Below are 17165 nucleotides of genomic sequence, written 5' to 3' on the forward strand. Positions count from 1 at the left end.
GGGGCCTTCACAGTGGAGAATCTGATTGCGCTGCTGGTGGCGGCGCCCCTGCTCGGAGCGGCGGTGCTGCTGTGCGGCGGCCGCCGCCTCGACAAGGCCGGCCACTGGCTCGGTACCCTCTTCGCCGCCGCCTCCTTCGGCATCGGCGTGGCCCTGTTCGCCGACATGCTGGGGCGCGGCGCCGATGACCGCACCGTCCACCAGCGGCTGTTCAGCTGGATCCCGGTGGAGGGCTTCCAGGCGGACGTGGCCTTCCAGCTCGACCAGCTGTCGATGACCTTCGTCCTGCTGATCACCGGTGTCGGCACCCTCATCCACATCTACTCGATCGGGTACATGGAGCACGACGAGCGGCGCCGCCGCTTCTTCGGCTACCTGAACCTGTTCCTCGCGGCGATGCTGCTCCTCGTCCTCGCCGACAACTACCTGCTGCTGTACGTCGGCTGGGAGGGCGTGGGCCTGGCCTCGTACCTGCTCATCGGCTTCTGGCAGCACAAGCCCAGCGCGGCCACCGCCGCGAAGAAGGCCTTCCTGGTCAACCGGGTCGGCGACATGGGCCTGTCGATCGCGATCATGATCATGTTCACCACCTTCGGGACGTTCGCCTTCGGGCCGGTCTTCGGGGCGGTGGACGGTACGTCCGAGGGCACGCTGACGGCGATCGCCCTGATGCTGCTGCTGGCCGCCTGCGGCAAGTCCGCGCAGGTGCCGCTCCAGTCCTGGCTCGGCGACGCGATGGAGGGCCCGACCCCGGTCTCGGCCCTGATCCACGCGGCGACCATGGTCACCGCCGGCGTGTACCTGATCACCCGCTCCGGCGCGGTCTTCGACGCGGCGCCGGACGCGCAGACCGCGGTCGTCGTGGTCGGCGCGGTGACGCTGCTCTTCGGTGCGATCGTCGGTTGCGCGAAGGACGACATCAAGAAGGCCCTCGCCGGCTCCACGATGTCGCAGATCGGCTACATGATCCTGGCGGCCGGCCTCGGTCCCATCGGGTACGTCTTCGCGATCATGCACCTGGTGACGCACGGCTTCTTCAAGGCCGGTCTCTTCCTCGGCGCCGGTTCCGTGATGCACGGGATGAACGACGAGGTGGACATGCGCAAGTACGGCGGCCTGCGCAAGTACATGCCGATCACCTTCGTCACCTTCGGCCTCGGCTACCTCGCCATCATCGGCTTCCCGGGCCTTTCGGGCTTCTGGTCCAAGGACAAGATCATCGAGGCGGCCTTCGCGAAGGGCGGCACCGAGGGCTGGATCCTGGGCGGAGTGGCGCTGCTGGGCGCCGCCATCACCGCCTTCTACATGACCCGCGTGATGCTCCTGACCTTCTTCGGCGAGAAGCGCTGGCAGCCGGCGCCCGACGCGGACGCCGTTCCCAGCGCCGAACCCGCCGCCGAACACCGGGCCGGGCAACTGCCGCACCCGCACGAATCCCCGAAGACCATGACCCTGCCGATGATCGTGCTCGCCTTCGGCTCGGTCTTCGCCGGCGGCCTGTTCAGCATCAACGAGGCGTTCGTGAAGTGGCTGGAGCCCGTGACCTCCTTCGAGCACGGGAACCCGCCGCTGGGCGCCGGGGCCATCACCGCCTCCACGGTCGTGGTCCTGCTGATCGGTGTGGGCCTCGCGTACGTGCAGTACGGCCGCAAGCCCGTCCCGGTGGTCGCTCCCCGGGGGAGCTGGCTCACCCGGGCGGCCCGGCGCGACCTGCTCCAGGACGACTTCAACCACGTCGTGCTGGTGCGCGGCGGGGAGCACCTGACCCGCTCCCTGGTGTACGTCGACCACAGCCTGGTCGACGGGGTGGTCAACGGGACGGCCGCCTCGGTCGGCGGCCTGTCGGGCCGGCTGCGCAAGCTGCAGAACGGCTACGCCCGCAGCTACGCGGTCTCGATGTTCGGGGGGACGGCGATCCTCATCGCCGCGACCCTGCTGATGAGGGCGGTGTGAGATGAGTTTCCCGCTTCTGACGGTGACGGCGGCCGTGCCCGCGGCCGGCGCGATCCTGACGGCGGCCGTCCCGGCCGCCCGCCGGGGCGCCGCAAAGTGGCTCGCGCTGCTCGTCTCCCTGGCGACCCTGGCGCTGGCCGTGCTCATCGCGGTCCGCTTCGAGCCCGGTGGCGCCCGCTACCAGTTCACCGAATCCCACGCCTGGATCTCCGACTTCGGGGTCCGCTACGAGCTGGGCGTCGACGGCATCGGGGTGGCGCTGATCGCGCTCACCGCCCTGCTGATGCCGTTCATCATCCTGGCCGGCTGGCACGACGCCGACCCGCTGGAGACCAAGAGCCAGCGCTGGCGGCCGACGCAGGGCTTCTTCGCCCTGATCCTGGCGGTCGAGGCGATGGTGATCATCTCCTTCGAGGCCACCGACGTCTTCCTCTTCTACGTCTTCTTCGAAGCCATGCTCATCCCGATGTACTTCCTCATCGGCGGCTTCGGGGACCGGGCAACTTCCTCCCGTTCAGCCGCTGCCGGGGGCGGGACCGATGAGAACGCGGCCGCGCAGCGCTCCTACGCGGCGGTCAAGTTCCTCCTCTACAACCTCGCCGGCGGCCTGATCATGCTGGCCGCCGTCATCGGGCTGTACGTGGTCGCCGGTAACTTCTCCCTCCAGGAGATCACCGCCGCCCGCGCGGCCGGCACGCTCGACATGGCGACCAGCACCGAACGACTGCTGTTCCTCGGGTTCTTCTTCGCCTTCGCGGTGAAGGCCCCGCTGTGGCCGCTGCACACCTGGCTGCCCAATGCGATGGGCGAGGCCACCGCCCCGGTCGCCGTACTGATCACCGCGGTCGTCGACAAGGTCGGCACCTTCGCGATGCTCCGCTTCTGCCTCGGGCTGTTCCCCGAGGCCAGCAAGTGGGCGACGCCCGTGATTCTCGTCCTGGCCCTGGTCAGCATCGTCTACGGGGCGCTGCTCGCCGTCGGCCAGCGGGACATCAAGCGGCTGGTCGCCTACGCCTCGATCTCGCACTTCGGCTTCATCATCATGGGCATCTTCGCGATGACTTCCCAGGGCCAGTCGGGCGCGACGCTGTACATGGTCAACCACGGGATCTCCACGGCGGCCCTGATGCTGGTCGCCGGCTTCCTGATCTCGCGGCGCGGCTCGCGGCTCATCGCCGATTACGGCGGCGTGCAGAAGGTGGCCCCGGTCCTCGCCGGGACCTTCCTCATCGGCGGTCTCGCGACGCTGTCGCTACCGGGCCTCGCCCCGTTCGTCAGCGAGTTCCTGGTCCTGGTCGGCACGTTCACCCGGTACCCGGTCGTCGGCGTCATCGCCACCTTCGGCATCGTGCTGGCCGCGCTGTACACGCTGGTGCTCTACCAGCGCACCATGACCGGACCGGTGAAGGAGGAGGTCCGCGCGATGCCGGACCTGCGCCTGCGTGAACTGCTGGTGGTGACTCCGCTGATCGCGCTGCTGATCGGGCTGGGCCTGTACCCCAAGCCGTTGACCGAGATCGTCAACCCGGCGGTGAAGCACACCATGTCTGATGTGAAGCGGACGGACCCCAAGCCCGAGGTCGCCGTCGAAGCGAAGAACGGGGAGGCGGCGAAGTGAGCACGCTGACTGCTGCCCAGGGCCTGCTGACCGTGGCGGCCGCGGACCCGGCCACCAAGATCCCGGCCCCGCACATCGAATACGCGCAGCTCGCGCCCACGCTGATCGTGGTGGGCGCGGCGGTCCTCGGCGTCCTCGTCGAGGCCTTCGTACCGCGCAAGTACCGCTACTACGTCCAGGTGTTCCTCGCCGTCGCCGCACTGGCCGCGGCCTTCGCGGCGGTCGTCGGCCTCGCGGCCGGCGGGTACGGGAACTCCAAGGCACACATCGCGGCCATGGGCGCGATCGCCGTGGACGGACCGGCCCTGTTCTTGCAGGGCACCATCCTGCTGGCCTCGATCGTGGCCGTGTTCACCTTCGCGGAGCGGCGTCTGGACCCGGCGGCCCACGGCAACCGGGTGGACTCCTTCGCCGCACAGGCCGCGTCGGTCCCCGGCAGCGACAGCGAGAAGGCGGCCGTCAAGGCCGGTTTCACCACCACCGAGGTCTTCCCGCTGGCCCTGTTCGCGATCTCCGGCATGCTGATCTTCCCGGCCGCCGACGACCTGCTGACCCTGTTCATCGCGCTGGAGGTCTTCTCCCTCCCGCTGTACCTGCTCTGCGCCCTCGCCCGCCGCCAGCGGCTGATGTCGCAGGAGGCGGCGGTCAAGTACTTCCTGCTGGGTGCGTTCTCGTCGGCGTTCCTGCTCTTCGGCATCGCGCTGCTCTACGGCTACGCCGGGTCCGTCTCGTACGCGGTGATCGCCGACGTCGTGGACGGCACGGTCTCGAAGATCGACCCGGCGCTGGCCTCCACCATGGGCAACGACGCGCTGCTGCTCATCGGCGGCGCGCTGATCCTGATGGGTCTGCTGTTCAAGGTCGGCGCCGTCCCCTTCCACATGTGGACGCCGGACGTATACCAGGGCGCCCCGACCCCGGTCACCGGGTTCATGGCGGCGGCGACGAAGGTCGCGGCCTTCGGCGCGCTCCTGCGTCTGCTGTACGTGGTGCTCCCGGGCCTGCGGTGGGACTGGCGGCCGGTGATGTGGGGTGTCGCGATCGTCACGATGCTGGCGGGCGCGGTGATCGCCGTGACCCAGACCGACGTGAAGCGGCTCCTGGCGTACTCCTCGATCGCGCACGCCGGGTTCATCCTGGCCGGCGTGATCGCCACGTCCGCCGAGGGCGTCAAGTCCGTGCTGTTCTACCTGGGCGCGTACTCGTTCGTGACGATCGGCGCGTTCGCCGTGGTCACGCTGGTACGGGACGCGGGCGGCGAGGCCACCCACCTGTCGAAGTGGGCGGGGCTGGGCCGTCGTTCGCCGCTGACGGCGGCGGTCTTCGCGGTGTTCCTGCTGGCCTTCGCGGGCATTCCGCTGACGTCCGGCTTCGCCGGCAAGTTCGCCGTGTTCAAGGCGGCGGCGGAGGGCGGCGCCGGGGTGCTGGTCGTGGTCGGTGTGATCTCGTCCGCGATCGCCGCGTTCTTCTACATCCGGGTGATCGTGCTGATGTTCTTCAGCGAGCCGAAGGCCGACGGCCCGACGGTGGCGGTGCCTTCGCCGCTGACGATGACGACGATCGCGGTGGGCGTGGCGGTGACCCTGGTCCTGGGTGTGGCGCCACAGTACTTCCTGGACCTGGCCGGGCACGCGAGCACGTTCGTGCGGTAGGTCCGTACGGCGCGGACGACCGAGGGCCCGGCTTCCCGAAGAGGGGAGGCCGGGCCCTCGGGCCGACCGGGGTGGCGGGACGCGCGCCGCTTCGCCGGGATCAGCGGGAGGCCGCGATGCGGCCGGTGACCTCGCCGAGGCCGACGCGGCTGCCGTCGGGGCCGGGGGCCCAGGCGGTGAGGGTGACGGTGTCGCCGTCCTCCAGGAAGGTGCGCTTGCCGTCGGTGAGCTCGATGGCGTCGCGGCCGTTCCAGGTCAGCTCCAGCAGGGAGCCGCGCTGTCCGGTCTCGGGGCCGCTGACGGTGCCGGAGCCGTAGACGTCACCGGTGCGCAGGGAGGCGCCGTTGACCGTCATGTGGGCCAGCTGCTGGGCGGCGGTCCAGTACATGGAGGCGAACGGCGGCCGGGCCACCTCCTGCCCGTTGATGGAGACGGTGATGCGCAGGTCGAAGCCGCCGGGGCGGTCGGCGTCGGCGTCGTCCAGGTACGGCAGCAGCGGGAAGTCCCGGGCGGGCGGCGCGACGCGGGCGGCGTCCAGGGCCTCCAGCGGGGTGACCCAGGCCGAGACGGAGGTGGCGAAGGACTTGCCGAGGAAGGGGCCGAGCGGCACGTACTCCCAGGCCTGGATGTCCCGCGCCGACCAGTCGTTGAGGAGGAACAGGCCGAAGACGTGGTCCTCGAACTCGCCGAGCGCGACCGGGCGGCCCAGCTCCGAGGGGGTGCCGACGACGAAGCCGACCTCGGCCTCGATGTCGAGCTTGACGCTCGGGCCGAAGACGGGCGCCGGGTCGGTGGGAGCCTTGCGCTGCCCGCTGGGGCGTACGACATCGGTGCCGGAGACCACGATGGTGCCGGAGCGGCCGTGGTAACCGATGGGCAGGTGCTTCCAGTTGGGGGTGAGGGCGTCACCGTCCGGGCGGAAGATCTTCCCGACGTTCGTGGCGTGGTGCTCGCTCGCGTAGAAGTCGACGTAGTCGGCGACCTCGTACGGCAGGTGCAGGGTGACGGCGTCCAGCGGCGTCAGGTGCGGCTCGACCGTCTCGCGGTGGCCCGGGTCGGTCACCCAGGCGGTCAGCGCGCGCCGTACGTCGCGCCAGGCGGTCCGGCCCGCGGCGAGCAGCGGGTTGAGGGAGGACCGGCCGAGCAGGTCGGCGTAGGGGGAACCGAGCGCGAGCGCGGCCGCTCCGGCGTCCAGGACGTAGCCGCTGATCCGCACACCGACCCGGCGCCGGGGGTCCTCGGCGGTGGAGAACACGCCGTAGGGCAGGTTGTGCGGTCCGAACGGGTCGCCCTCGGGGACATCGAGGGGGCTCTGCTGGGGCATGGGTTGCTGCCTCGCTTTCGACGCGGTCCGGGGGTGTCCCGGGGGCTCGTTGACACGTTACGTTGCCAGTGGGGCGGGTGGGAGGCCGGATTAGGGCGCTATTTGTAGGACTTGTCCACTGGGGTCCGTATCCTTGCGCCGTGACTTCCGCCCCGCTTCCGGCCCTTCCCTTCGCCTTGATCGCAACCGACCTGGACGGGACTCTGCTGCGCGCCGGGGACACCGTCTCGGCCCGTTCCCACACCGCCCTCGCGCGGGCCCGCGCCGCCGGCGCCGAACACATCATCGTGACCGGCCGCCCGGTCCCGCAGGTACGCCACGTACTGGACGGCCTCGGCTACACGGGGCTCGCGGTGTGCGGGCAGGGCGCGCAGGTGTACGACGCGGCGCGCGGGCGCCTGTTGCACTCCGTGTGCATGGACCGCGAGCTGGCGGAGGTCGCCCTCGGAAAGATCGAGGCGGAGATCGGCGAGGTGTACGTGGCGGTCGACCAGGAGGGAGTGGACGCGGAGATGCTGATAGGGCCGGGCTACCGGATGCCGCATCCGCACCTGCCGACGGTCCGGGTGGGGCGCCGCGCGGACCTGTGGTCGGCGCCGATCAACAAGGTGCTGCTCCAGCACCCGGAGCTGGACGACGACGAACTGACGTGCCTCGCGCGGGGAGTGGTCGGGGACCTGGTGAACGTGACGATGGCGGGGGAGCACACGGTGGAGCTCCAGCCGCCGGGCATCGACAAGGCGAGCGGCCTGTCGCGGGCGGCGGACGTCCTGGGCCTGGCCGCCTCGGCCACGATCGCCTTCGGGGACATGCCCAACGACGTCCCGATGTTCGGGTGGGCCGCGTACGGGGTTGCGATGGCCAACGCCCACCGGGAACTGGTGGCGGTGGCCGACGAGGTGACGCTGTCGAACGAGGACGACGGCATCGCGGTGGTCCTGGAGCGGCTGTTCCGCTGACGGACCCCCCCCACCGGCGGACGGTCAGCCCGCCGTGCGCGGGAGTCGGCGCTCCCAGGTGCGGTGGAAGACCGCCTCGCCGCCCTCCCGGCACACCACCTCGTTCGACGTGAGGAACCCGCCCTCGTCACAGGAGACCTCCGAGCGGGTCTCCACGGTGACCTCCCAGCCCAGATCCGGCCGGTGCAGCCGGATCCGCCGGCGCGAGCGGGCCCGTGCGGACAGGGCGTCCGCCGACCGGATCCCGTAGTCCTCCTCCACGTCCTCCCCGCACTCCAGCCCGTCCGGGTACACCCGCGTCCCCCCGTACCGGGGAGCCACCTCCAGCCGCCACGACCCGCGCGCGACGTCCCGTACGACGACCCGCTCGGGCCGCGGCTCGTCCAGCGTCGCCGGGTACACGACCCCCAGCGGCTCCGCCTGTTCCGGCGCCTCGAAGACGATGCCGCCGTCCAGCGGGCCCGCCGTGCGCAGCGGCAGCTCCAGCGTGCTGCCCGCCGGGTCGAGGGTCCAGCCCGCCTCGGAGCCGGCCCGCGGCCAGATCCACGGCCAGTAGGCGGAGGAAAGGGCCAGCCGGATCCGGTGGCCCGGCGCGAACGCGTGCCCGATGCCGTTCAGCTCGAAGGTGACCTCCTCGTGCGAGCCCACCGGCCAGGGCGCGGCCCGCTCCCGGCCGCCCCGCGCCGACAGGTTCAGCGCCCCGCGCGTGACCAGCGTCGAGGCCCCGTCCGGCGCGACGTCGCAGAGCCGGGCGATCACCTGCCCGTACGGGACGTCCATCCGCAGCCGCAGCGTCACCCGGGGCCGGCCCAGGATCTCCACCGGCTCGCCCGGCGCCACCGGGAACTCGAAGCAGGCCGACTTCGCGTCCTCCTCCCGCTGGTCCGGCGGCAGGTCGGCGTCGTCGCCGAAGGGGAGGAACCGGCCCGCGTCCAGCCCGGTGTGCTGCGGTGAGGCGACCTCCACCGGCGCGCCCTGGAGCCCGTAGGAGACCGGAACGACCGAGGGCGAGGGCCAGGCGGCGTCGCCGACCCAGCGGCCCTCCATCCGTTCGTACACGGTGGCCGGCGGGTGCGACTCGCCGATCCACGCGCGCAGCAGCGGCTCGTCCATGACCCCGTTGTCCTCGCCCCTCAGCCAGTGGTCCCACCAGCGCAGGGTCTCCTGGAGGAAGCCGATCGCGGGGCCCGGCAGCCCGTGGTCGGGGTACTGGTGCGACCAGGGGCCGATCAGCCCGCGGACCCGGGCCTGCGGCAGGTGCTCCACCAGGCGCAGCACGGTGTCCCGGTACGGGTCGTGCCAGCCGCCGACCGCGAGGACGGCCGCGTGGATGTCGGCGTAGCCCTCGCGGACGCTGCCCTGCTTCCAGTAGGCGTCGCGTGTCTGGTGGGCGAGCCAGGTGTGGATCAGCGGTTCCAGGGCCTCCAGGCGGGTGAGCCACTGCTCCCGCCAGCCGTCGCCGGCGTACAGGGGGTCCGGGGGGCGTGCGGCGAAGGCCAGCATCGTCGCCGCCCACGCGTGCATGTCGACGGCGAGGACGGAGCCGCCCAGGTAGTGCACGTCGTTGTCGTAGTGGTCGTCGGTGGAGCAGACCGTGACGACCGCCTTGAGCGCCCGGGGGGCGAGGGCGGCGATCCGGAGGCCGTCGGAGCCGCCCCGGCCGATCCCGAACATGCCCACCGCGCCCGTGCACCACGGCTGCTCCGCGAGCCACTCCACCACCGCGACGCCGTCGGCGAGCCGGCGCGCGTCGTGCTCGTCGCCGGGGACGCCGCCGCTGCATCCGTGGCCGCGTACGTCCACCCGTACGGAGGCGTAGCCGTGGCCCGCGTACCAGGGGTGGCGCTGCCGGTCGCGCGGTGCGGTCCAGTCGGTGAGGCGGTACGGGAGGTACTCCAGCAGCGCCGGGACCGGTTCGTCGGTGACCGGGCGCCAGATCCGGGCGTACAGCCCGACCCCTCCCCCGGAGCCTTCGGCCTGGGAGGTGCCCCCAGGCATCGGGATCCGGACATCCTCGCGGGTGGTCCGGTAGGGGAAGTCGGTGCGGATGATCATGCGGACCGCCTCGGTGAACGGGATGGATCGTGCGCCGGAGCCGGAAGTGGCCCGTCGTCAGCCATCCGAGGGCCGCCAGAAGGGTGGTGACGGTGGCCGCGGCGACGAGGGTCCGGGCGGCGGCCGGTCCGCCTGCGGATCCGCCGGCCCGTCTGCGTCGGTGACAGTTCTGGACAAAACGCTATCTCCGGTCGTTTCGGCTCCTGACGAACATACCGGTGCGCATCGGGCGGTGCGCGCGTGGCGCCGGGGCAGGCGCTCTGGGTGATCGAAAACAGACCGGATACGCTGGCTTGAGTGATGGCAGCGACACATCGACAATCCATGTGATCGTCAAGGTGATCGTCAGCAGACAGGAGTACCCCTCGTGACCGTCGTCGGGCCGTTCGGACTGAGCGTGCGGGACCAGGCTCTTGAGACCGATGTCCAGGCCGGACTGGCCGCCGTCGAGGCGGGTCTGCTGGAGGCCACCAAGAGCGAAGTCCCCTTCATCACCGAGGCCGCGCAGCACCTGGTGCGGGCCGGAGGCAAGCGGTTCCGTCCGCTGCTGGTGCTGCTCGCGTCCCGTTTCGGAGATCCGTACGCCCCCGGCATCGTGCCGTCCGCGGTGGTCGTGGAGCTCACCCACCTGGCCACGCTCTACCACGACGACGTCATGGACGAGGCGGACGTACGCCGTGGGGTGGAGAGCGCCAACACCCGCTGGGGCAACTCGGTCGCCGTCCTGACGGGTGACTTCCTCTTCGCCCGCGCCTCGCACATCCTGGCCGACCTCGGCCCCGAGGCCGTACGCATCCAGGCGGAGGCCTTCGAGCGGCTGGTGACCGGCCAGATCCTGGAGACGGCCGGCCCGCGCGACGGCCGCGACCCCGTCGCCCACTACCTCGACGTCATGGCCGGCAAGACCGGCTCGCTGATCGCCGTCTCCGGCCGGTTCGGCGCGCTGATGGCCGGCGCCGACGAGTCCGTGGTCGACATCCTGACCCAGTACGGCGAGCGGCTCGGCATCGCCTTCCAGCTCGCCGACGACGTCCTCGACATCGCCTCCGACTCCCACGAGTCCGGCAAGACCCCCGGCACCGACCTGCGCGAGGGCATCCCCACCCTGCCGGTCCTGCGCCTGCGCGAGATGGCGGAGCGGGACCGCAACCCCGACGACCTGGACCTCGTACGGCTCCTGGACGGCGACCTCAGCGACGACGTCCGGCACGCCGAGGCACTGTCCCGGCTGCGCGTGCACCCCGCGCTGGAGCAGGCCCGCCGCGACACCATCCGCTACGCACAGGACGCGCGGGCCACGCTGGCCCCGCTCCCGGAGTGCTTCGCGAAGTCGGCGCTCGAGGAGCTCTGCGACGCGGTGGTCCACCGGGCCGGCTAGACCGCCCGGCCCTGATGGCTCTCCCGACACGGGCCCGGCATCCCCTACGGGTAGGGGATGCCGGGCCCGTGTCGTGTCATCCCTGGGTTGTACGCCCGGTTGAGTCCGGGGAGTGACGCCGTAGGCCCCCCTCCTTTGGTCAGATAGAGGCACATCCCCACCAGATCGGGTGAGAGTGGCGGCCGGGGGTGGACGCGACGCATCTACGGAGGCAGGCAGAAAAGATGGCAACGAACACGAAGACCCGCAAGGCCGCTCGGTACGCCGTACCGGTCGCGGTGTTCGGCGTGGCGGCCGCGACCATCGCGATGGTCCCGGCCTTCGCCAACGCCGGTAACCCGGACCTGCCGAAGGTGACGGCCCAGCAGCTCATCGAGAAGATCGCGGCCTCGGACGTCCAGCAGCTCTCCGGCAGCGCCAAGATCAGCACGGACCTGGGTCTGCCCACCCTCGCGGGCGGTCTGCTCGGCCGGGTCGGCGGCGGTGGCGGTGTCACCGGCGGTTCGGCCGATCCGCAGGACAAGCTCGCGCAGCTGGCGAACGGGACGCACACCTTCCGTATCGCGGCCGACGGCCCGGACCGGCAGAAGCTCACCTTCCTCGACGGGAAGGACGAGTACAGCCTCACCCACAACGGCAAGGACGTGTGGGGCTACGACAGCAAGTCCAACCAGGTCTTCCACGAGAAGGACGTCCACTCCGGCCCGGGCGCCGAGCCCAAGGCGGCCGAGCGGATGCCCGCCTCGCCGCAGGAGATGGCGCAGGAGGCCCTCAAGGCCGCCGGTCCCACCACCGACGTCAGCGTGGGCGACACCGCCCAGGTGGCCGGGCGGGACGCCTACCAGCTGGTGCTCAAGCCCAAGCAGGCCGGTTCCACGGTCGGCTCGGTACAGATCGCGGTGGACGCCAAGAACGGTGTGCCGCTGCGCGTGCAGGTGCTGTCCAGCCAGGGCGGCAAGCCGATCCTGGACGCGGGCTTCACCAAGGTGGACTTCGCCAAGCCTGCCGCCGACACCTTCGCCTTCACCACGCCCAAGGGCGCGAAGCTGACCGAGGGCAAGGACGGGCACGGCAAGGACGGGCAGAGCGGCAAGGACGGCGGACACGGCAAGGGGTGGAAGGGCCTGGAGTCCCTCCCCGGCTTCGAGGGCCTGACCGGCGGGGCCGCCGGCGCCGGCAAGGGTGATGTGAAGGTGCTCGGCGAGGGCTGGGCCTCGGTCGCACAGATCTCCGTACCCGGAGGCAAGGGCCTCAAGGACGCCGAGAGCGCGGCCAACGGCAAGGACGCCCCGAAGGAGGCCAAGCAGTTCCTCGACTCCCTCGGGGACAAGGTCACCGGCTCCTTCGGCTCGGGCCGGATCTTCTCGACCCGCCTGGTCAACGCCCTGATCACGGACGACGGCAAGGTCTACGTCGGGGCGGTCACCAAGGACGCGCTCGTGAAGACGGCGAACTCCGCCAAGTAACCGCACGGCAGTCGAGGGTGGCCCGGGACCGTGTCCCGGGCCACCCTCACGCCGTTCCCGTCCTGTGTACAGCGCGGCCGCTGTACGGTGAGGGCATGTCGAGACACGTCACCATCCGCCTGGACGAAGAGTTCCACGAGCGCCTCAAGGCGCGCGCGGCGGCACTGGGTACGACGGTCACCGCGCTGATCACCGAGGTCACCGAACGCGAACTGGACGAGGACCGCAAGTCGTTCCTGTCCGGTATAGACGAGTTCGCCGACCACTGGGGCTACTTCCAGGAGCGGTTCGGCCATTGAAGATCACCATGGAGTGGGCCTGGACCGCTCTGGCCCATCACCTGCCGTCGGATCCCGCCGTGTGGGATCCCTCCGGGGTGGCTGCCGCGGTCGCCCGGCACCAGAACGACCTCGTCCTGGTGCCCGAACAGCCCGCCCCGGACACCGCGTGGCGGGCCGCGGCGTTCCTGCACACCCTCGCGGTGTGCCCGGCTCTCGAATCCCCGATGAACGAGTTCTACGCGGCCGCCGCCACCCGCTCCTACCTGCGTGTCGCCGGGGCGAAACAGCTGCCGTCGCCGGAGGAGCTCGGCGATCTGGTGGAGGCGGCGAAGCTCGGCCGCGCGGACATCGGGACGGTCGCCGAGGAACTGCGCGCCCTCATAAGGGAACCCCTGCCGGCCTCGCTGCGCGGCCAGGGCCCGGGCCGGGGCGAGGACGCGTAGCGAAGCCGGGGCGGCGCGTGCCGGTCAGAAGGTGATCCGCCAGCTGTTGATGTAGCCGGTGTCCTGCGCCGCCACGTCCCTGACCTGGAGCTTCCACACGCCGTTGGCCACCTCGCTCGACGCGTTCACCGTGTACGAGGTGACGACGTTGTCCGCCGAGTCCGACCCGGAGTCCTTGAGCCGGTACGCCGTACCGTCCGGGGCGAGCAGGTCGATCACCAGGTCACCGCGGTAGGTGTGGACGATGTTCACGTCTACCTTGGTGGTCGCCGGCGCGTTGCCCGGGACGCCCGAGACCGTGATCGGGGAGGTCACCGCCGGGGCGGGGGAGTCCGGGACCGCCACGTCGGTGGTGTTCTCGAAGGACGGGCCCGGCGGCACCGGGGTGGCCGCGCCGAGGGTCCACACCGCGTAGGCGATGGCGTCGGAATTGCGGTCGAGTGCGGTGTCGTTGATGTTCGCCGAGGTGTCGCAGGACGCGTGGTAGCAACGGTCGAAGGCCTGACCGGAGGTGCCGCCCCACTTCTGTGCCTGGGCGGCCGTCTTGGTGTAGTCGGCGCCGGAGAACAGGCCGCCGACCGGGATGCCCGCGTTCTTGAACGGTGCGTGGTCGGAGCGGCCGTCGCCCTCGGTCTCTATCTCCGTCGGGATGCTCAGGCCCGCGAAGTAGGTCTTGAAGGTCTGCTCGATCGTCGGGTCGTCGTCATAGACGAAGTAGCCGGGGTTCGGCGAGCCGATCATGTCGAAGTTCAAGTAGCCGGAGATCTTGGACTTCTCGGCGGCCGGCAGGCTGTTCACGTAGTACTTCGATCCGACCATGCCCAGTTCCTCGGCGCCCCACCAGCCGAACCGCAGGTGCTTGGTGGGCTTCAGCCCGGCGCGGGAGACGGCGAGCGCCGTCTCCAGGATCGCGGCGCTGCCCGAACCGTTGTCGTTGATGCCGGGACCGGCGTTCACCGAGTCCAGGTGCGAGCCCGTCATGAGGACGGAGTCGGGGTCGCCGCCCGGCCAGTCGGCGATCAGGTTGTAGCCGGTGGCGCCGCTTGAGGTGAAGGTCTGGAGGGTCGTGGTGAACCCGGCCGCGTCCAGCTTCGCCTTCACGTAGTCGACCGACGCCTTGTAGCCGGCCTTGCCGTGGGCGCGGTTGCCGCCGTTGTTGGTGGCGATGGTCTGCAGCTGTGCCAGGTGCGCCTTGACGTTCGCCACCGGGATGTCGGGCGGGGTCGGCGCCGCCGCGGTGGCTGCGGGGGGCGCGGCGAGGGCGGCGGGGGTCGCGGCCGCGTACAGTCCCGCCGCCGTGACCGCGAACGCGGTCACGGCGGCGAGGCGCCGGGAGACGGACAGGCTCATGGGGGGCTCCGGATTCCGTTGGGGATGGGACGGAACGTGCGGTGTCGGGCGGGTGAGCGTGCGTGCGCCAGTGCGTGTCAATGCGTGCGTCAGTTCGAGCCCGATGCTGAGTGAGCGTGTGACGGTCCGTCAAGAGCGCAATCCGGTCAGGGGTGTTCGCAAAACGGACGATCCCCGGTACGAGGACTCCGTACCGGGGATCGTGAGGTGTGGCGGGCGGGTGTTACGCGGGCTCGCGGGCCGCCGCGGTGGCCGCGGGCGGCGCGGCGGTGGCGGCCGCGGCCGGGGCGGCCGCTTCGAGGCGGGCCCGGTTCCGGCGCGAGGTGCGCAGCGCCTCCCACGTCAGGATCACCAGCGCGACCCAGACCAGCGCGAAGCCGGCCCAGCGCTCGGGCGGCATCGCCTCGTGGAAATACAGCACCCCGAGCCCGAACTGGAACACCGGCGCCAGGTACTGGAGCAGCCCCAGGGTGGACAGCGGCACGCGGATCGCGGCGGCCCCGAAGCAGATCAGCGGGAGCGCCGTCACCAGGCCCGTCGAGGCGAGCAGCGCGGAGTGTCCGAGGCCCTGCGAGGCGAACGTCGACTCGCCGCGCACCCCGAGCCACACCAGGTACGCCAGGGCGGGCGGGAACAGCAGCGCGGTCTCGGCGGTGAGCGACTCCAGGCCACCCATGTTGAGCTTCTTCTTGATCAGCCCGTACGTGGCGAAGGAGAAGGCCAGCACCAGCGAGATCCACGGCGGCCGCCCGTATCCGACGGCGAGCACCGCCACGGCGGCGAAGCCGATGCCGACCGCCGCCCACTGCGCCCGGCGCAGCCGCTCGCCCAGGACGAGGACGCCGAGGGCGATGGTGACGAGCGGGTTGATGAAGTAGCCCAGGCTGGCCTCGACCACCTGGCCGTTGTTGACCGCCCAGATGTACAGGCCCCAGTTGACGCTGATCACGCAGGCGGCCAGCGCGGTCAGGCCGAGCTTGCGCGGCTGCCGCACCAGTTCGGCGATCCAGCCCCAGCGGCGCAGCGCGAGGAGCGCGACGCCGACCACGGCCAGGGACCAGACCATGCGGTGGGCGAGGATCTCGATCGCCCCGGAAGGCTTGAGGAGTGGCCAGAAGAGGGGCACCAGTCCCCACATCCCGTATGCGCCGAATCCGTAGAGCAAACCCGTGCGCTGCTCGTTCTCCGCCTTCACGGGGCGCCCTCCAGTGCGACTTCCGGCCAATCTCACAACCTCACGACCGTAGCGCCGCGACGCCTCGATGTCATGCCCGTCAGCAGGAGATACTCATGACACCTCTCGGGATCTCGCGTGGCGGCAGCCGGCGGACTCAGGCCAGGGCGGAGGCGATCGCCTCGGCCACGGGGGTCGTCGGCCGTCCGATCAGCCGGGACAGGTCGCCGCTCGTGCCGGCCAGCCGCCCGCGCGAGATCGCCGCGTCCACGTCGACGAGGGTCGCGGCGAAGCCCTCGGGCACTCCTGCGCCGGTGAGGATGTCCAGGTGCGCGTCGGCCGGGACCGCCGCGTACGAGACTTCCCGGCCGGACTGCTTCGCCACCTCGGCCGCGTACTCGTCCAGGCTCCAGGCCGTGTCGCCCGACAGCTCGTAGACCCGGTTCAGGTGGCCCTCGCCGGTCAGCACCGCCGCGGCGGCGGCCGCGTAGTCGGCCCGCGCGGCGGAGGCGATCCGGCCCTCGCCGGCGCTGCCCACGACCGCGCCGTGCTCGAGGACTACGGGGAGCTGGGCGGTGTAGTTCTCGTGGTACCAGCCGTTGCGGAGGAAGGTGTAGGGCAGCCCGGAGTCCAGGATCGCCTGCTCGGTGACCTTGTGCTCGGCCGCCAGGTCGAAGTCCGCCTCGGGGCCGCCGAGGACCCCGGTGTACGCGAGCTGCGCCACGCCGGCCGCCTTCGCCGCCTCGATCACGGCGGTGTGCTGCGGGACGCGGCGCCCGACCTCGCTGCCGGAGATCAGCAGGACGCGCTCGCCCGCGGCGAAGGCGCCGGTGAGGCTCGCCGGGTCGTCGTAGTCGGCGACGCGCACGTCGACGCCCCGCGCGGCGAGGTCGGCGGCCTTCTGCTCGTTGCGGACGACGACGGCGACCCGGTCCGCGGGGACCTTCGTCAGCAGTTCCCCGACGACCAGACGGCCGAGGGCTCCGGTGGCTCCGGTGACGACGATGCGGCTCGTGGTGCTCATGGTGGCTCTCCTTCGTACTGCGTTCCCTTGTGTCACTAGCGTATGGAGAGCGCTAACTATCCGGAAGTACCCACTTCAAAGTAAGGTACTGGTATGGGAGTAAGTGAACAGCTCGGCGACGCGAACGCCGTCAGTGTGAGAGCCCCGATGTGCCCCTCGCGCGGGGTGCTGGAACACGTCACCAGCCAATGGGGCGTCCTGGTCCTGGCGGCCCTCGTGGAGCGGCCGTACCGCTTCGGTGAACTGCGCCGGGAGGTGGGCGGAGTCAGCGAGAAGATGCTCACCCAGACCCTGCGCACCCTGGAGCGCGACGGGTTCCTGCTGCGCCACGCGCATCCGGTGATCCCCCCGCGCGTCGACTACTCGCTCACCGACCTCGGCCGCGAGGCGGCCGAGCAGGTCTGGGCGCTCGCGCGCTGGACGGAACGGCGCACCCCGGACGTCCAGGCGGCCCGCCTCGCCTACGACGAAGCCCGGACCTCGTAGCG

General features: G+C 71.2%; 14 protein-coding genes. 9 read left to right on the forward strand and 5 right to left on the reverse strand.

Annotation, left to right across the window (positions count from 1 at the left end):
* Positions 1-12: 12 nt before the first annotated feature.
* From nuoL to nuoN, 3 genes are read left to right on the forward strand one after another with little or no spacing between them, the layout of a single operon-like run.
* Positions 13-1953 (forward strand): NADH-quinone oxidoreductase subunit L, encoded by a 1941-nt coding sequence (gene nuoL / locus IE207_RS05715; protein WP_190182951.1) that lies wholly within the window; start codon positions 13-15, stop codon positions 1951-1953.
* A 1-nt stretch (position 1954) separates the two neighbouring features.
* Positions 1955-3571: an NADH-quinone oxidoreductase subunit M gene (locus tag IE207_RS05720; protein ID WP_190182952.1), complete on the forward strand. Its 1617-nt coding sequence runs from the start codon at positions 1955-1957 to the stop codon at positions 3569-3571.
* Positions 3572-3576: 5 nt separating this feature from the next.
* Positions 3577-5223 (forward strand): NADH-quinone oxidoreductase subunit NuoN, encoded by a 1647-nt coding sequence (gene nuoN, locus IE207_RS05725; RefSeq protein WP_190183585.1) that lies wholly within the window; start codon positions 3577-3579, stop codon positions 5221-5223.
* Positions 5224-5323: 100 nt separating this feature from the next.
* Here the strand turns inward: nuoN and fahA are convergent, their stop codons facing one another.
* Positions 5324-6547 (reverse strand): fumarylacetoacetase, encoded by a 1224-nt coding sequence (gene fahA / locus IE207_RS05730; protein ID WP_190182953.1) that lies wholly within the window; start codon positions 6545-6547, stop codon positions 5324-5326.
* Between the two features lie 140 nt (positions 6548-6687).
* Here fahA and IE207_RS05735 point away from each other — a divergent pair, with 140 nt between their 5' ends.
* Positions 6688-7506 carry an HAD family hydrolase gene (locus IE207_RS05735; RefSeq protein WP_190182954.1) on the forward strand — a complete coding sequence of 273 codons (819 nt, stop codon included), beginning with the start codon at positions 6688-6690 and terminating at the stop codon, positions 7504-7506.
* Between the two features lie 24 nt (positions 7507-7530).
* Here the strand turns inward: IE207_RS05735 and IE207_RS05740 are convergent, their stop codons facing one another.
* Positions 7531-9561 (reverse strand): CocE/NonD family hydrolase, encoded by a 2031-nt coding sequence (locus tag IE207_RS05740; RefSeq protein ID WP_190182955.1) that lies wholly within the window; start codon positions 9559-9561, stop codon positions 7531-7533.
* A 367-nt stretch (positions 9562-9928) separates the two neighbouring features.
* Here IE207_RS05740 and IE207_RS05745 point away from each other — a divergent pair, with 367 nt between their 5' ends.
* From IE207_RS05745 to IE207_RS05760, 4 genes are all read left to right on the forward strand, one after another.
* Entirely contained in the window at positions 9929-10939 is a 1011-nt protein-coding gene (locus tag IE207_RS05745; protein ID WP_190182956.1) for a polyprenyl synthetase family protein, read from the forward strand.
* A gap of 224 nt (positions 10940-11163) precedes the next feature.
* The gene (locus IE207_RS05750) at positions 11164-12405 is read left to right on the forward strand and encodes a LolA family protein (protein WP_190182957.1); all 1242 of its coding nucleotides are present in this window, start codon (positions 11164-11166) and stop codon (positions 12403-12405) included.
* 95 nt (positions 12406-12500) lie between these two features.
* On the forward strand, positions 12501-12704 hold the full coding sequence (locus IE207_RS05755) for a hypothetical protein (RefSeq protein ID WP_229873387.1): 204 nt from the start codon (positions 12501-12503) through the stop codon (positions 12702-12704).
* The gene (locus tag IE207_RS05760) at positions 12701-13129 is read left to right on the forward strand and encodes a hypothetical protein (RefSeq protein WP_229873389.1); all 429 of its coding nucleotides are present in this window, start codon (positions 12701-12703) and stop codon (positions 13127-13129) included. The genes IE207_RS05755 and IE207_RS05760 overlap by 4 nt, the downstream gene beginning before the upstream one ends.
* A 24-nt stretch (positions 13130-13153) precedes the next feature.
* Here IE207_RS05760 and IE207_RS05765 read toward each other — a convergent pair whose 3' ends face one another.
* The 3 genes from IE207_RS05765 to IE207_RS05775 all read right to left on the reverse strand — a co-directional run bounded on the left by IE207_RS05765 (position 13154) and on the right by IE207_RS05775 (position 16677).
* Entirely contained in the window at positions 13154-14479 is a 1326-nt protein-coding gene (locus IE207_RS05765) for a M28 family metallopeptidase (protein WP_190182958.1), read from the reverse strand.
* Between the two features lie 223 nt (positions 14480-14702).
* Entirely contained in the window at positions 14703-15674 is a 972-nt protein-coding gene (gene rarD, locus IE207_RS05770) for an EamA family transporter RarD (RefSeq protein WP_190182959.1), read from the reverse strand.
* A gap of 136 nt (positions 15675-15810) precedes the next feature.
* Positions 15811-16677 (reverse strand): SDR family oxidoreductase, encoded by an 867-nt coding sequence (locus tag IE207_RS05775; RefSeq protein WP_190182960.1) that lies wholly within the window; start codon positions 16675-16677, stop codon positions 15811-15813.
* Between the two features lie 93 nt (positions 16678-16770).
* On the opposite strand from IE207_RS05775, the gene IE207_RS05780 reads away from it, so the two are divergent.
* Positions 16771-17163 carry a winged helix-turn-helix transcriptional regulator gene (locus IE207_RS05780; RefSeq protein WP_190182961.1) on the forward strand — a complete coding sequence of 131 codons (393 nt, stop codon included), beginning with the start codon at positions 16771-16773 and terminating at the stop codon, positions 17161-17163.
* Positions 17164-17165: the final 2 nt, after the last annotated feature.

Source organism: Streptomyces cirratus, from assembly GCF_014650775.1.
Classification (GTDB): domain Bacteria; phylum Actinomycetota; class Actinomycetes; order Streptomycetales; family Streptomycetaceae; genus Streptomyces; species Streptomyces cirratus.

Bases quoted from the DNA above. Each gene is read 5' to 3' on its own strand.
- IE207_RS05765 (WP_190182958.1), bottom strand. From the start codon at position 14,479: ATGAGCCTGTCCGTCTCCCGGCGCCTCGCCGCCGTGACCGCGTTCGCG.
- IE207_RS05740 (WP_190182955.1), bottom strand. From the start codon at position 9,561: ATGATCATCCGCACCGACTTCCCCTACCGGACCACCCGCGAGGATGTC.
- IE207_RS05775 (WP_190182960.1), bottom strand. From the start codon at position 16,677: ATGAGCACCACGAGCCGCATCGTCGTCACCGGAGCCACCGGAGCCCTC.
- IE207_RS05750 (WP_190182957.1), top strand. From the start codon at position 11,164: ATGGCAACGAACACGAAGACCCGCAAGGCCGCTCGGTACGCCGTACCG.
- fahA (WP_190182953.1), bottom strand. From the start codon at position 6,547: ATGCCCCAGCAGAGCCCCCTCGATGTCCCCGAGGGCGACCCGTTCGGA.
- IE207_RS05720 (WP_190182952.1), top strand. From the start codon at position 1,955: ATGAGTTTCCCGCTTCTGACGGTGACGGCGGCCGTGCCCGCGGCCGGC.
- IE207_RS05755 (WP_229873387.1), top strand. From the start codon at position 12,501: ATGTCGAGACACGTCACCATCCGCCTGGACGAAGAGTTCCACGAGCGC.
- IE207_RS05780 (WP_190182961.1), top strand. From the start codon at position 16,771: ATGGGAGTAAGTGAACAGCTCGGCGACGCGAACGCCGTCAGTGTGAGA.